Genomic DNA, 14,595 nt, shown 5'->3' on the forward strand with positions numbered 1-14,595 from the left:
ATTAATGCTAAATGCTTGGGAACTGCTAACTGTTAATCCTATCAATACAACCCCGTTGTCAGCAGAAAATAAAGTATTAGACTGATCCAATTAAAGAAACAGCGGCAGTCTAAGACTTGATAAATAAAGTCTTAGACTGCCGCTGTTGTCATTCATTCAACTATCTTCTTCCGATAGCGTAATCATTCATTGTATTCACTATTGAGCCTTAATCTCCGCTTATTGGACAATATTACATAGCCTAATGAAATAGAGAATCCAGGTGACCTTCGATGCAGATCCAATCGCAATTATAAGCGTTCATTAATTCTGGTCAACAATTCCTTCAAGGTTTGCTTCTCCTCTTCGGTAAGGACTTGAACGATTTCGTCCTCCACCTTTTGGAAGGAGTCATTAAATTCTTCAATCAATTCAACGGCCTTTGGTAAAACATAAATATTTTTTTGTCGTTCATTATTAGCTGGGATTTTACGCTCGATAAATCCTCTTTGCTCAAGACCTTGAAGCACACTTGTAATGCTAGCCCCGCGCAGATGGAACCGATCAGCAAGCTCCCTCTGAATCAATCCAGTCTCTTGATTCTCGTAAATATACAAAATTATTTTTCCTTGTTGAGCGGTTAATCCTAACTCTTTTATGCTACCGTCCGCTTTTTTCTTTAACTTAAGGCCAATAACCTGAAACAAATCCAGATAAGGCGTATACTTGCGAGGCTTCATGATTGTACCTCCCCATATTGTTAGAAAGCTAACTGTAAGTAAATAAACTATACAGAGATCTAACTTTCGTGTCAAACAAACATTAGTTTATTGACAGTTAGATATCTAACAGTTATACTTCGAATTGTTGGACAGCAAACACTTGGGAGGAATTCAAATGGAGAAGGTAGCTCAAAATGCTGCATTAGACCAAGTTACGGCGATTACAAATGTACGTATCTTTGATGGACATCAAATTATTACCCCCAGATATGTTGTCATTAAAGGGGAGTCCATTATTTCAGTGGGTGGAGACATTCCGGCCGATGCAACGATTATCGATGGGGAAAATGCGACCCTAATGCCTGGTCTGATTGATGCCCATGTCCATACCTCAATCGGAGGATTACGCGATGCCTTAAAATTCGGCGTTACAACAGAACTCGAAATGAACGGCGATTTTACTAAAAGAGGGCGCGAGATTCAGTTAAAAAATGTGAATGACGTCGCAGACGTCCGTTCTGCTGGCATAGCGATCACCGCTCCGGGCGGACACCCAGATGAATTACTGCCGGATGGAGACGAAATACCGGAATTCGTATTAAAGGAACTAGAGAAGTTATCGAAAGAAGACCGGGAAGCGATGTTGGCTGCATACGCTCACGATCACGAAGAAATACCACAAGTGACCACGGTGGAAGAGACGATTAAACATGTGCATACTCAAATGGAAAATGGAGCTGACTATATTAAGATCATGATTGAAGAAGGAACGGTCATGGGTGCACCTTGTCTGCCTGTACTAAGCGACGAGATTTTAAAAACAGCCGTGACAGAAGCACACAAGTTCGATAAGTTGGTCATCGCCCACGTCTTAACGGCTCGTTCATCGCAAGAAGCCATCGATTTTGGAGTCGACGGTTTGGGCCACTTGTTTATTGACAGACCCGAGTACACGTCCGAGTTAGTGAAATCCATAGCGAGTTCAGGCGCTTTTGTTACACCGTGCTTGGTGTTGAATTCATCGATTACTGGAAATCCGGCATCGGAATTGGCGAATGATCCACGTGTTCACTCCAAATTAAGCCCGGATTGGATCGATATCTTAAACTCCAGTTTCAATACGTTTCCACAAGGCAATATGGAGGACAGTTTTAAGAATGTGATGGACCTACACCGTGCCGGAGTTGATATTCTGGTAGGGACGGATGTTGCTCCGGTTCCCATTCCGAATCTTGGAGGCCTTGCTCATGGAGCCAGCGTCCATCATGAAATGCAATTGCTGGTGAAGGCTGGGTTTACTCCGATAGAAGCGCTTCAGTCGGCTACCTCGAAACCAGCCCGTTGCTTTGGTCTTATCGATCGCGGCCGTATTGCCGAGGGTGCGCGCGCTGACCTTATACTAGTAAACGGTGATCCCATAACCAACATCTCGGATTCCTTGTCCATTAAAGCCGTATGGTTCAAAGGTGTACAGAAACTAAACTAATCATTTTACTCTTGTAATAATATGTTATATATAATGAAAACATTTTTGTGGTAGGGCACTCTACTTTGAAGAGTGCCCTGTTGTTCGTCTCTGTAATTAAACTCCTTCCCGGTCCGTTACTTCAATGAAAACTGACAGCCGTTTGTGGCTAGCTCCCGTCGATTCATGATTGAACTAAATTTTTTCGTTAGCTTAATCGCGCATTGCCGGTCTAATGAATGAATATGGTATTTTACAAGTGATAAGGCTCGTTTTTACTAAGGATGGCGTATATGTGATATATAGTTGTTGGCGCAGGCAAACACACCTACCTTGTAAGACTTGTGTTCTTTCTTTTTCTTTTGTAATAGCCTTTTATTTTTGACTTGCTCCTTGTCGCAGGTCAGATTACACGGCCAAATAAATTGCTCTTCGTAGTCGCTTTGGCACCCCGTTTTGTAATCCGATTATTCATTGTGGTGAACTTACCTGAGCTATACACTCCTGCAAGATTAAGTGTAATTTCCTCCTTCTGTTTCTCCAATATCTCGAGTTGAGACTGAAAAGCAAGTAATAAGATAATCATGCCCACAAAAATGATATTTTGATAGAAGCTTCGGCTGAATTTAGTTTTTTGCTTCAGTGCTATGTCTAGCAGCTTTTAGTGGATTATTTTAAGCCATTATCATATGGATATTCGAAGTATCCCGCAGCTGCCGCAGATTGTTCATCTGTAAAATGTTCAACCGCTTTAAAGGGAGCTGGACATGAATCTCTATAAAAATATTTGATTCCAGTATCCGGTTCTATGGCCCCGATAATAGGTTTTTTTCTGACGACTCTCCCACCACCAAACCCGTAGTTATTGTAATACCTATCTCCAACTGGAATGCCTTGAATAAATGCAATCATCCCCACATCATCTATCGTGTTATACCACTCCTCCTGTGAAATAAGTGGTAGGGTGAACGTATAGGAAATACTATTATGTGCTGCTTTTTCGTTGTGGATATTAATTATTCGCGCCAAGTCCTCCTGAACGCTGCTAACGATGGTAGAACGGCGTATTTGCTCAAATGTTTTTGAATCATTCAGTAACGAAATGGGGGTCTGGCCCTCAAACTCCTTCTGAAAACCCTCAATCCATCTATGATTCTGGGCATTATAGGCATGTAAATAATTATCCAGGGTAAACCCCACACTATTTCCTGCAGAATCGACATAGGCATAGGATTTTTTTACGCTCCACTTGTGTTCTATGGTGGCTTGTCCATGCACGTCTTGGTAGGTTGCTGAAGCAAACGTATAATAACCATCATAATCCAGAACCACAATGACAGGTATGTAATCCAATAATGCACGTTGTGCCGCTGTATCCCCATCAATGCCCATATTAAGGTAAAGAGTGTGTAGGAACGTGGTCAATGCTTCCTCTTTATCTACACGAAAAAACTTATCTGATCCGTATCCTGCCTCACGTTCCTGGCGTTCATTCTGTGAGAGCACAACACCTGCATCCTGAACTGCGGTACGAAGAGCAGACGTATATTTCATTTCTAGCTGCTGCACTTCACGTTGATTCTGCACCTGTATATCACTAACCACACCAAAGGGTAAAAAGAGCAGGATAAAAATAACTGCAAAATCAGTAATCTTCATTCAAAACCATGCCCCCGTAAGAAGCTGCTACTGCCGGCTTACCGTTATCTAATCCACCCAGAAGCCATGATTTGTATAAATCCGCAGGAGTCCGATTCATATTATGTAATCGTACTGCAAAATAGTCACCAGCCATCAAGGTATACCGACGCGTCTGTTCCGACTTAGGCTGCGAATGATCTGGAAACAGTGCAGGTAAGATTTGTGGGTTATAGTAACCATCGTATACAGCTTCATAATTACCCAGAAAACTGTCTGGCTTCGCTGCGTCTACATAGTTCGGTACATATTTTTTGTGCATATGCTCCAAGTTAACTTCGTACGTATTGCCTGTCAGCTCCAGATCATGCATAAAATCGTTATACATCGTCGGTGTAATGTAACCTTTGGTTCTGACCATATCAACAAAATGTACAGTTGAATGATATGCATTTAACCCGGATATATCATCCTGCCGTTCAGCAGCTTGAGCTGCGGGTACGATATACAAAAGCAATACAGCGAGCAGCGCCCCCAACAGTTTGGATATTGTTTGAACCACTTTAGTCCTCCCCCAATTTTTCAAAACGTACTGATGTTATATCTCCGTTCCCATTTCGCTGTGGGTATATGGCATATGCAGAGGAAGCATCCAAGGCAGATACATCCGGCTCAAACGGTTCAGAGTACACATTGTACTCTAAACCGTCAACTTGAACAGAGATTCCCTCCTGTAAGTTCATACGAATGGTTTGGATGACTTGAGTCCCTTTAATCCGTTGCGGTGTCTCCACTTTAATAGTACGGGATATTCGTCCCTCAGATTGTTCCTCCTGCTGCGACCTTAATTCAAGTGCACTTCCCAGTTGACAAGACAAGTTTGCTGCCGTTGCACATGCGGTTATAAATAAAATAACTGACACACCAAGCTGTAGCATACTTGAAGCGTGATCAGACATGCTGACATCTCCCTTATGACTATTGATCTTTGCTGTACTACTTAAGACTGAGTAAACAGCAACCCACGTACCACGTTTGATTTGTCTTTAACAATTTCAGCCTTGAATTTACCACTTGGATTTACGTATTCATTCTCCTTCTCATTTAGTGTATTCGCAATTTTCCCCGTCTTATCACTGCCGCCATTCACGGCACCATACTGCTCACTGTCTGGACTAATATTCAAAGCATTTCCGTACCACTGTCCTGCCATGTTTTTTCCAGTTTTAATCTGAATACCGAACTGGTCCTTTCCCTGAAATTTCCGCAGCGCATTGGTTACCTGGGAACCACTAATCGTAGTGCCGTCGTATACCGTAAAAGAGGCCTGAGACAATTCAGTCTGGATATCGGCAAAATTGTTTTGTGCCGTTTTAGTGGCTTCCTGAGCTGAGATAAACAGTATCACTACAATCGTAATTAGTGCGATGGTCAAAAATATCCCAGCAGCTACCTTTAATGCTGTTGATGCGTTATTCATTTTTTCTCTCCTCAACTTGTTAATTTTGGATTAATCATCAATGAAATTACTTACTGAATTTTTTGTATTTGCTCATAATAGCTATCCATTTGAACAAAGCTCATACCGATCAGCGGAATCACCAAATATAAAAAGATAAGACCATACATCGGCGCAAACCCAATCATCCTCCCCCAGATCGCCTTGCTGTCTATTATTTTTTCATACTCCTGTTTTCTTTGTTCAAAATAGTAGGACATATGGGATTCCAAATCATCAAATGCCTCTCGAATCGTAATTTTGCCTAAAGACAAATAGAGCTTGTCCACTAGACGTTGAAATTCCGGCAAAGGCGCTTCTTCTTTCAGCAAATCGAGAGCTGCCTCTGGTCCATGTTCATAATGAAGCAGACATTTTTGCAGAGGTCTTTTGAAGATCACTGAGAATCTGTTCAACCACTCCAATATTTCCTCAACAGACATTCGTTCCATGGCCCGTAAAATGGAAATAACCGTTTGAAACTGATATACCTCATGCTTCATATCCAAACGACGCATTTTCCGCTGCAAATATAATAAAAGCATGGGCAGTTGATAGGCTACATACCCAGCAACCATACTAATCAGTACTTCCCACCACTTGATGTATTCATCATTCCACTCCTTCAGTTCCTGGAGGATTCGTTGAGTATTCCTGGATAGCTCCTCTGGAGTAGCTGTGCCATTAGCAAAATTCTCTAAAGTAGCGTACGTTTGCTCATATGTGCTGTCCGCTTTCATGTTCAGTGTTTGCATGATTGCGCGGTCAATTTCACTTTGCTTCAAAGCTTCCTTTTCCTCGATCGGACTTAAACGTCCAAACATTTGGCCTGATTGTACTGGTGCATAAAGGATGTGCGTTTTTTCAGCTTCATGTAAAACAAATATAGTACCGATGCTAAGCACTAATCCTAAGATAAAAAGAGCGATTCTGCGTATGTAGAGCCACTCGAGCTTTACCTCCGCACCACTTTCCTTTAATAGTCGGGTTATCTGGAAATAAGATGACATATGCTGCCGAGGCATTAAAGAATCCACCATATTTCGAATGACGGGCAAACGGTATAACTTCTGCTCCCACACTCTCCGTCCTTTACCCGCACGATATCCTGTCTCGTCGGACTGTTGCAGTTTCTGCAACAGAAAGTAGGATAGGATGATAACAATGTACACAATCAATTTGATGATATAGCCCAATTTCCCCTGATAAAACTCATCCATGGATGGAAAGCTGGATCTCGCCCATCTCTCGATTGGGGTAGTAAAGAAGACGGGGGCCAGTGCGATCACGTTCAAACTTTTTAGCAGATAGTCCAGTCTATTTCTCCGCAGCAACTCCAACTGGATTTCACGTGCAAGACTGCTTAGTCCCTTTAAATAGATGGAACCACCTTCCTCAATCCGATCACCAAACTCCATTACCATATACGAGATACCGGCAAAGGCTTTTAAAAACCGATTGGGAGCCGATTCATAATATCTTTCGAGTGCCTCATGCGGATCAGCATCTGTTAATGCCTCATGGATGAGTCGTGCATGTCTTCCAGCCTCTGCTCCTGCTATATCGGCCGCTTCAGATATGGATTCTTCTACCATACCGTGCTGATGATAGTGATGACGTACATTGGCAAACAACTCGATCATTTGCGCAAGTAGCCTTTTTTCCACTTGGCTAGTAGCTACATCTATAATAAGGCTGTTAATTACCACTCCACATAGAACGGCCAATATAGCAAACTCTATTCCTGGTTTCATCATTAACAGCACAACGCTGCTACAAGCAAAAGCACACCAGACGGACAATATCATCTTCATGGTTTGAAGACGAAGCTTATACTCATCGTATGCATGCTGACCAGCTAGTCGTTTACGTACACTCGTGATGTATCCGGATGTGATAGGAACCCTCATACACAGCGTGTACAATTTGTGCATCAGAGTTTGCAGTTCCCGTGAAAGTAACGCTTTTCCTTTTCGCCCTTCCTGTACAGAATGAATTCGACCTCTGCGTACTGCATAGCTTTGATGCTTATGCAACCAATTCAAAGCTATAAATAGTACTGCAAATCCCCCACCTGATATAAGCAAAACCCACAACATAATTTCTTTAAGACTCATAGTTTTCCTCCCAATAACGGGTCAAAAAGCTGCGGAAATCTGCTGCATCCTTTGCATTCATCTGCTCACCCATTTCTTCTACACTTGTAGGTGTTAAAGGCTCCATGGGTATATAGCTTCCATTTCTATACTCCATGACATGGCGATAGCTATAGCTTGATGAAGCATTGGGATCTACTTCCGTATGCTCTGGATTACGCGGCACACATTCTGTGATCCGTTCGATATAACGCCGCCCTTCCGCATCACGCTTGAGATGCACATCAAAATTAATGACATGCACTACCTGTTCTTCAGCAATGCCTTCATGCTGAAATACCCCAGTTTTGAGCAGTGAATTACGAAGTGAAAATACAAGATCACGAAATGTTTTAGCATGGTGAGTAAAAATAGTGAATAGACTGGCAACCTGTGACATTTGAATCATCCAGGCAGCTACTTCATCACTCGCTACTTCGCCCAAAATATTGACGGTTCCATCTGTTTTTTTCTGCAAGTCAAGACCTTGTTGTCCTGAAATATGATCTGTTTCTCGAAAGGTAAGAATATTACGGCGACTGTAAATGCTACGCAAATGCAGCTCAAAAGCCATTTCTTGAACGCGAAGCGTATACGAAGCGTAAATATGTTTGACCATCGCCATTAACAAGGTTGTCTTGCCTGAACCCTGCACGCCTGTAATTGCAGTAATCCGACTGCCTTTCATTAGATAAGATAGCAGCTGAATTGGAAAATCAGCGTTTCCCCCGCTAATTAACTGTTCCAGCGATGTGCTTTGAATATCAAATTTACGGACAAAGAAGGCCCATGATTCAGAGAAAGGAGGGCGCACTACTACTACCCGTGATCCATCCTTCATTTCGTTGACCTTATAACCATTCGCTTCAGAAAGCTGTCCCGGATAATTGTATTTGTAAATATTTTGACACACCCTTTTAAGCTCACGTTCCGATCCGAAGGAAAGGAATGAAAGATGGATAGTTTTACCTTTGTAGAAAATCCATATGCTCTCATATCCATTCGTTGTGGGCGCAGACGTTTGTTCAAACACATACCTATCCGAAGGCCAATGTGGTGATGAAGAAATACCACCTTCCGGCATACCACTGACACCCCCACTTACACCATCAATCCTCTGGTCGCGAATATCATCAATGACAGAAAAGCCTTTGTAATGCTGATACATCCGTTGCACAATAATATCCACTTTCTCCATAAAAGACAGGGGACGATATTCACAGTCATAGATATAGCGGATATCCTCTGTCGTTACGAAGTAGCTTCCATCCTCTTCACCTGGCTGTGAGTACCTCATTTCGGCTAAGTCATAGGTATCCAATAAACGTGATAGTGCATCCGCGCCAAACTTCTGCTGGTATTGGTAAAAAATAATTTCGAATTGATCCTGTGTGCTAAACAACTCAGGTCTGGAGAATGGCATTACAGTATCGGCGATTTTCTCGTTCAACCCGTAACCGTTAACCAGAAGCTCACTCATCAGGTTTTTAACAAAGCGTTTATCTCCAATGCTGCCATTGGCACAGTTCTTTAACGCCCTTCGTAGCTCCGCCCTTTGATGGATACGTCGCCTATATTCCTCCTCATGTAATCCTGCATCCGCCATCTGGCTATGACTTAGTTCATGAAGCGCATTTTTGATATACTCTAGCAATGCTTCGAATGTGGCATCTTCGCTCTTTGCTTCTACTTGAAGAGCTGAACGTTGCGGGTGAAACTTCCCTCGATATTTAACAATAATTGGTACGGTGCACAACAACAAAATACAAGTAGTTATTAATCCGTTGATCACATAAGCAGACAGCATTAAGCGCCCCTCTCCAAAGCCTTGAGCCGAAGATCGGACTCCACCGTCTCCAAAATAGCTTTGCTTATTTGCCGTACGCCCTGCGCCCAACCTACAGACTTAAAAAGCTTTCGCTGTTGCTCTTTTCCACTTCGTACCTCGCGCTGCACATGACCAATCACATCCCTTCGGTTCCATGCGTCCATAAATTTGGTGCTGTAAGGAACTGTGTGCAAAGTACCCTTGTAGCCATATCTCCTGCGGATATTCGCTTCATTTGCTTGTGAACGCACATCATATTTTCCAAGGACAATTAATAAGGGTAATGACGAATATGTGGATAACGGAGACACAGAATCAAAATAAGCGTCCAACTCACGCATATTCTGAGTGAGCGAAAGAACGGCCAGTTTGGCTTGTGCGCATGCTTCATGTTGTACAGCCCCCCAGCCTACTCCACTTCCTGCATCAATCAGCGTTAAATCGTAATATTGATTCGCTGTATCGATCACCACCCTTACAAGATTAGGGGAAAGTAGCGGCGGTGTAGCTCCAAAACCGGAGGTTCCCTCAAGCATATCCAGTGTGTGTTCCAGTACTGGTGCCGTATAGTTACGAATATTTTCTCTAGACAGCGTCCCTCTTAGAACTAAACGTGAAACAGCATCCCAGCCTCCTTCCTGAATTTGTAGACTTGGATCGTCCATACTGTACTCCTGGATAGGAAATCCTGATTCAATACCGGTATGCCTACAGCCCAAATGAGTCAATAATAGTCTTCCTCTATATAAATTACCTAGTGTAATGGCTACTGCTGCAGCTAATGAGCTACTTCCACTTGCTCCCTTAATGGGACTCCAAAACAAAATAGTGCTCATGCTCTCCTCCTTTCCGCACGCTTTAGCGCACGACGACTCTCTTTTATCTCCCAACTCATCCATTCTCCAATGCAACGACATAATTCTCTCTTATATATTCTGGATAGAGGTTTTAGCAAAAGCTGTTTTTTATGCTCATTTTCCAGCTTTAGAGCAAGCTGCCCCTCATCCCATGGTAGTACATACGGTTCTTGCTGCCATAAGGCAGGAAAGCGGTTCATGTATTCCCATAAATACGACTCCTCCACACCGCAATCCACTGCCTGTATAAATAGCTTGTGAAATACAAGGTCTTTGGGAAAGTCAGGTTGATCAAACAAATGGTCAAGCCAACTCTGTCCGTTGTGCATGAGCATGCGGCTATAATCACTAACCCAAACTCGCAGTTCCGCCTTTTTCCAAACAGAAATCGGACAAAAATCAGGTAGCTCTATATCCAAGATAACAATGTCATAAGTCTGTTCTGACTTTTGATCAGCCAGCATACCGATATGCAGATCTTCCCACGCTGTAAATCCAATCGCTACATCAAATCCACAAAACTTCGTAATAGGTAGTGGTTTATCGAGCATTCCTATGCTATACCGGTACCGCCCCTGCCGTGTAGCATCCACAAGCAGTACCTGTTGGCCGGAAGCTGCCAATACACTGCTTATGTTTAATAAGGTATCGCTTTTGTCACAAAGACCGGCAAATATCCATGTTTTCATACTTCCGTTCCTTTTCTCTCATTTATTGGGCATACGGATCAGAGCTACCGCCCTGCGTTAGAATCTTCGTCTGTTCTTTGTGATCCTGTTCTTCACTTCTTGAATCGACAATTCCATTTGCTGCGTCTTCAATAGTTGCGCCTGCATCCTGAGATGCAATCTCCTCACTAAGGCTTCTCTCCACAGGTGTTGAAATCACATTGTTTGAAGAACTAATAGCATTTTCTAGAGAATCTCGTAGCTGCTTGGACAGTTTCTGTTCAGCAACACGGATCAAGTTCGGATCACTATTCATTAACGCTAACACCTGCGCATTAGGTGGATAAGTCGGGATTGCCTTGGGCTGAAATTGGGGATCTACGTATGTTAAAGCATAGATGGATGCTTTATGTAGATAGGCATCTACAATCGCACTCGAAAGCGAGAGTATTTCCTGCTCATTCATAGTGACCCATACGATTGAACCTTCCAGTCGGAATATCTTCTTTTTGGATAATAGGATGTAATCATGGCCTGTTGGAAATTGAATGCGGATATCCACTTCGTCCCCTGACTTCAGGCTGCTGGGTAGTACTACCACTTTCAGCTCACGGTTGCGTAGATCCTTAGGTGTAGGTTCATCAGCTGTAATCATAGCCGTTGTAAGCACAGATCCTTTTTTAAGCTCTATCTTGGCTGTGGTGCCAGAAACTTCGCTCCTATTTGCTAATAAATTAGACGGAGCTTGAGAACCAGGAACTTTAATTCCCTTCAAATCTTTAGATGTAATCTGTTCGCCTGGTGAAATGTCACGAACAACCGCCCAGCCTGTTTTCGCCGTCCGTTGCTCTTGTTCATTCAGTTTCCATTTCTGTTCAGCCTCGACCTCTGCCTGTTTCCTGATCTCACTCATTTGATGGGTATTTACCATTAGGTAGCCCACAAAGATAATGCCTACCATTCCTGCCCCAATACAGCCTGCATATAGTTTTTGCTTGCTGCTTTTTCTTAGCTTGGACACACAGCTTCTCCCCTTTCTCTTTTTAATATATACCTATCGATTTAGCGCTGCCGTTTAAGGAACCTAAAACGTTTTTTACGAGCAACTGTAATGACTCCACGAAAAAGTTCGTCCAATACCTGATCCATTTCATCATCACGCTCGAAAGGATCTGAATGAAACGGCAGCGCAAATACTTTATCGTGATCCAGCTCCTTTCGTAACCTGCGGACAGACTCTGAGGTTGCCAATGGCAAGCAGTAATTCCATTTGCGTTGCGGATGACGCTGAAGAGATCGGGCTAGACCCGTTATATCCTGAACTCTCCATTCGGCTCCTGAGCCAACAACTAGCGGGTAATCGGCTCTCAAAAATTCTTCCAATCGTTCATTGTCCTGCCCACTCCCCAAGTCCAATACGATAAATCTGTAGGAGCCGCCCAGCAAAGAAATGACATCCGCACGAGATGTTTGCCGCCAATAATGGACTCCGTCGACTTCAAAACGCCGACTTGAACTCGCTTGCCCAGCAGCTATGCCTTCTACGGCTTCATGAAGTCGGGCAAATGCCTTAGCTGTACTATGCAGTTCAACTAATGCTACGGAGCGGGTTCTTCGAGCCAAATAGTGGCTCACCGCAATTGCTGTGTGCGTTGCACCAGAACCGGAAGACACACCCAGTACAGCTACTACCCTTGTACCCGCATAATCGATCGAATCATTACTAACAGATTTTCCCGGTTGAACAGACTTAAAGTCTGCACTGCGCCTCAGTTCTCCAATGACCTCCTCAGCAGACTGGAATCGTTCCTCAGGATGATGCCGTAGCAGCTTTCGTATTATCGGGATCAAATGCCGAGGCAATTCCCCACGAATATACCCTTCAACTCCTGTTGTCCACTCGCTATATTTACCACCCGTACATAGATACAATAGTAAAGCCCCCAGACTGTACAAATCCGAGCGAGCATCTGTCTGACCTGTTCCATATTGTTCAGGGGCGGCAAAGCCCACTGTGCCCAGCTTTATCGTATCCTGATCCAGTTCATCCTTATAACTCCTCGCTATCCCAAAATCAATCAGCTTAAATTCCATATCCGGTGTCAGCATAATGTTCGCCGGTTTGAGATCCCGATAAATAACTGGCAATTGACGGGTATGCAAATAATCAAGTACATCCAGCACCTGCAAAGCGAAGGGAATGATTTGCTCCTGTGGAATATAGCCTTGGTAGCCCTTCATGTATGCTTCTAGTGTAATTCCTTCGATATAGTCCATGACCAGATATATCGCACCGGATGGAGGATGTTCAAAAAAATCAACAATTCTCGGCAGACGTGGATGGCTTAGCGAAATCAACATTTCGGCTTCTGTCCGTATAAACTTCATCATTTTTACATCGGCTACCGACTCCTTCACTGCCCATTGCTTACCCGGCAGCTTTAAATCTTCGGCCATGAACACGCGGCTCATGCCTCCGGAACCTAACGTGCGAATAATTCGGTAACGCTCACCGACTATTGACCCAAATTCTAAATGTGATGGTTGGTTCATCATTCTCTTACCTCCCTTCTATACGCAGACAACGCAAAAAAGGGAAAGCCATCGCAAAATGCAGTCTTCATGAGTTCATGAAAACAATATTCGCGGGATGCTTTCCCTTGATTTAACATAATGATTTTTTAAAGGAACAATTTGGACTTATTATATAGCATACCTAATCTATTGTAAAGAATTATTTTCCATACTTAATCATATACAGGGTAATCTCATCTCGGTTATGGAAAAGCTGCTTAGCTCGCTGAATTTGCATGCCGGATTCCTCAAATGAAGCAATCACATCATGAATGAGCGCCAAAGGCTTTTTATGCATTAGCTTGACTGTTACGATAGCCGTACCACCACTGCGCAAACTGTATAGTAGATCAGTAACGAGCCTTGCCATCTGTTTTGGACTCCAACTCATATCACAAACCAGCAAATCGAACGAATTCTCTTTAAATTTAACTTCACTTGCATTTTTACGCAGAAATGTTAAATTAGCGTACTTCATCAGTGAGGGGTCCATCTTGGCTGGATCAACAGCAGTAACTTTCAGTCCCCGCTCCAACAAGAAGGAAGTCCATCCGCCCGGTGCTGCCCCAATATCAAGCCCCTGATGGAAAGCGCTAAAGTCAATGCCGAATGTCGCTTCTGCTTCCAATAGCTTGAATTTAGCACGAGAAATCTGTCCTTCTTCCTTCTGAAAACGAACCGCACCTCCGCTCCAATCCGATAGGTTGTCCTGAGGATGTGATACGCCAGCGTACCACGTATCCGTATCTGCAAAAACGGACACAATAACATCGGCGCCTTGCACTACCAACTCCATAGGTAGATCACTTAGTTGTTCACTCAAGGCCAGCTTGAGCGCACCTGCGCTTTCAGTCCAACTGCTATTAGTTCCCTTGCGTACTTGCAAAGAAACACGTTGATCTATCAGTTCCTTACGGTTACGGATAAATGCAACCAGGCGCTCTTGCACTTGAACTAGATCCGTTCCTTCCTCCTGAAAATGAACAGGGAACAAATGACGCAGAAACATCGGTGGTTGGCCTGCAATCGTCCTCACTGTTTCCATTTCTCCAGCAGGTAATGTTGCTAAAAAAACTTCACCAGGTAGAAGCATCGTGCTTTTCACAGAGCCAAATAATCTTCTAAGCTCCTCCTGAGCATAGGGTGCAAAACCATGGTTGGCCGTACAAACAAATCTCGATGTCGACAAAGTGGACTCACCCTGCTCATCTGTATTCATGTATAGTTCCTC

General features: G+C 43.4%; 13 protein-coding genes. 1 reads left to right on the forward strand and 12 read right to left on the reverse strand.

Annotated features, from left to right (window positions below; translation table 11 throughout):
* Positions 1-290 precede the first annotated feature (290 nt).
* Positions 291-719, reverse strand: coding sequence for a MarR family winged helix-turn-helix transcriptional regulator (locus FKV70_RS04095; protein WP_063212635.1), 429 nt, complete (start codon positions 717-719; stop codon positions 291-293).
* 157 nt (positions 720-876) lie between these two features.
* On the opposite strand from FKV70_RS04095, the gene FKV70_RS04100 reads away from it, so the two are divergent.
* Positions 877-2,187 (forward strand): amidohydrolase family protein, encoded by a 1,311-nt coding sequence (locus FKV70_RS04100; RefSeq protein ID WP_142611911.1) that lies wholly within the window; start codon positions 877-879, stop codon positions 2,185-2,187.
* Between the two features lie 648 nt (positions 2,188-2,835).
* Here the strand turns inward: FKV70_RS04100 and FKV70_RS04105 are convergent.
* The 11 genes from FKV70_RS04105 to FKV70_RS04155 form a co-directional block, all read right to left on the reverse strand.
* Positions 2,836-3,825 (reverse strand): hypothetical protein, encoded by a 990-nt coding sequence (locus FKV70_RS04105; protein WP_142611912.1) that lies wholly within the window; start codon positions 3,823-3,825, stop codon positions 2,836-2,838.
* The gene (locus tag FKV70_RS04110; RefSeq protein WP_063212632.1) at positions 3,812-4,366 is read right to left on the reverse strand and encodes a hypothetical protein; all 555 of its coding nucleotides are present in this window, start codon (positions 4,364-4,366) and stop codon (positions 3,812-3,814) included. The genes FKV70_RS04105 and FKV70_RS04110 overlap by 14 nt, the downstream gene beginning before the upstream one ends.
* A 1-nt stretch (position 4,367) precedes the next feature.
* Positions 4,368-4,763, reverse strand: coding sequence for a hypothetical protein (locus FKV70_RS04115; protein ID WP_142611913.1), 396 nt, complete (start codon positions 4,761-4,763; stop codon positions 4,368-4,370).
* A 41-nt stretch (positions 4,764-4,804) separates the two neighbouring features.
* Entirely contained in the window at positions 4,805-5,284 is a 480-nt protein-coding gene (locus tag FKV70_RS04120) for a hypothetical protein (protein WP_007430644.1), read from the reverse strand.
* Positions 5,285-5,334: 50 nt separating this feature from the next.
* The gene (locus tag FKV70_RS04125; RefSeq protein WP_142611914.1) at positions 5,335-7,419 is read right to left on the reverse strand and encodes a hypothetical protein; all 2,085 of its coding nucleotides are present in this window, start codon (positions 7,417-7,419) and stop codon (positions 5,335-5,337) included.
* The gene (locus FKV70_RS04130) at positions 7,409-9,244 is read right to left on the reverse strand and encodes an ATPase, T2SS/T4P/T4SS family (protein ID WP_142611915.1); all 1,836 of its coding nucleotides are present in this window, start codon (positions 9,242-9,244) and stop codon (positions 7,409-7,411) included. Before FKV70_RS04130 ends, FKV70_RS04125 begins: the two co-directional genes overlap by 11 nt.
* Positions 9,244-10,101 carry a P-loop NTPase family protein gene (locus tag FKV70_RS04135; protein ID WP_142611916.1) on the reverse strand — a complete coding sequence of 286 codons (858 nt, stop codon included), beginning with the start codon at positions 10,099-10,101 and terminating at the stop codon, positions 9,244-9,246. Before FKV70_RS04135 ends, FKV70_RS04130 begins: the two co-directional genes overlap by 1 nt.
* Positions 10,098-10,811 carry a hypothetical protein gene (locus tag FKV70_RS04140; RefSeq protein ID WP_142611917.1) on the reverse strand — a complete coding sequence of 238 codons (714 nt, stop codon included), beginning with the start codon at positions 10,809-10,811 and terminating at the stop codon, positions 10,098-10,100. The genes FKV70_RS04135 and FKV70_RS04140 overlap by 4 nt, the downstream gene beginning before the upstream one ends.
* Before the next feature lie 22 nt (positions 10,812-10,833).
* Positions 10,834-11,811 (reverse strand): SAF domain-containing protein, encoded by a 978-nt coding sequence (locus tag FKV70_RS04145; RefSeq protein WP_142611918.1) that lies wholly within the window; start codon positions 11,809-11,811, stop codon positions 10,834-10,836.
* Positions 11,812-11,852: 41 nt separating this feature from the next.
* Complete coding sequence (locus tag FKV70_RS04150; protein ID WP_142611919.1) at positions 11,853-13,346, reverse strand: serine/threonine protein kinase; 1,494 nt, start codon at positions 13,344-13,346, stop codon at positions 11,853-11,855.
* A 178-nt stretch (positions 13,347-13,524) separates the two neighbouring features.
* Positions 13,525-14,583 (reverse strand): 23S rRNA (cytidine(2498)-2'-O)-methyltransferase RlmM, encoded by a 1,059-nt coding sequence (locus tag FKV70_RS04155; protein ID WP_142611920.1) that lies wholly within the window; start codon positions 14,581-14,583, stop codon positions 13,525-13,527.
* Positions 14,584-14,595: the final 12 nt, after the last annotated feature.

It is taken from the genome of Paenibacillus ottowii (genome assembly GCF_006874425.1).
In the GTDB taxonomy this organism is placed as follows: Bacteria; Bacillota; Bacilli; order Paenibacillales; family Paenibacillaceae; genus Paenibacillus; species Paenibacillus ottowii.

Coding starts and splice junctions, on each gene's coding strand:
- FKV70_RS04095 (WP_063212635.1), bottom strand. CDS start 719: ATGAAGCCTCGCAAGTATACGCCTTATCTGGATTTGTTTCAGGTTATT.
- FKV70_RS04100 (WP_142611911.1), top strand. CDS start 877: ATGGAGAAGGTAGCTCAAAATGCTGCATTAGACCAAGTTACGGCGATT.
- FKV70_RS04105 (WP_142611912.1), bottom strand. CDS start 3,825: ATGAAGATTACTGATTTTGCAGTTATTTTTATCCTGCTCTTTTTACCC.
- FKV70_RS04115 (WP_142611913.1), bottom strand. CDS start 4,763: ATGTCTGATCACGCTTCAAGTATGCTACAGCTTGGTGTGTCAGTTATT.
- FKV70_RS04120 (WP_007430644.1), bottom strand. CDS start 5,284: ATGAATAACGCATCAACAGCATTAAAGGTAGCTGCTGGGATATTTTTG.
- FKV70_RS04125 (WP_142611914.1), bottom strand. CDS start 7,419: ATGAGTCTTAAAGAAATTATGTTGTGGGTTTTGCTTATATCAGGTGGG.
- FKV70_RS04130 (WP_142611915.1), bottom strand. CDS start 9,244: ATGCTGTCTGCTTATGTGATCAACGGATTAATAACTACTTGTATTTTG.
- FKV70_RS04135 (WP_142611916.1), bottom strand. CDS start 10,101: ATGAGCACTATTTTGTTTTGGAGTCCCATTAAGGGAGCAAGTGGAAGT.
- FKV70_RS04140 (WP_142611917.1), bottom strand. CDS start 10,811: ATGAAAACATGGATATTTGCCGGTCTTTGTGACAAAAGCGATACCTTA.
- FKV70_RS04150 (WP_142611919.1), bottom strand. CDS start 13,346: ATGATGAACCAACCATCACATTTAGAATTTGGGTCAATAGTCGGTGAG.
- FKV70_RS04155 (WP_142611920.1), bottom strand. CDS start 14,583: ATGAATACAGATGAGCAGGGTGAGTCCACTTTGTCGACATCGAGATTT.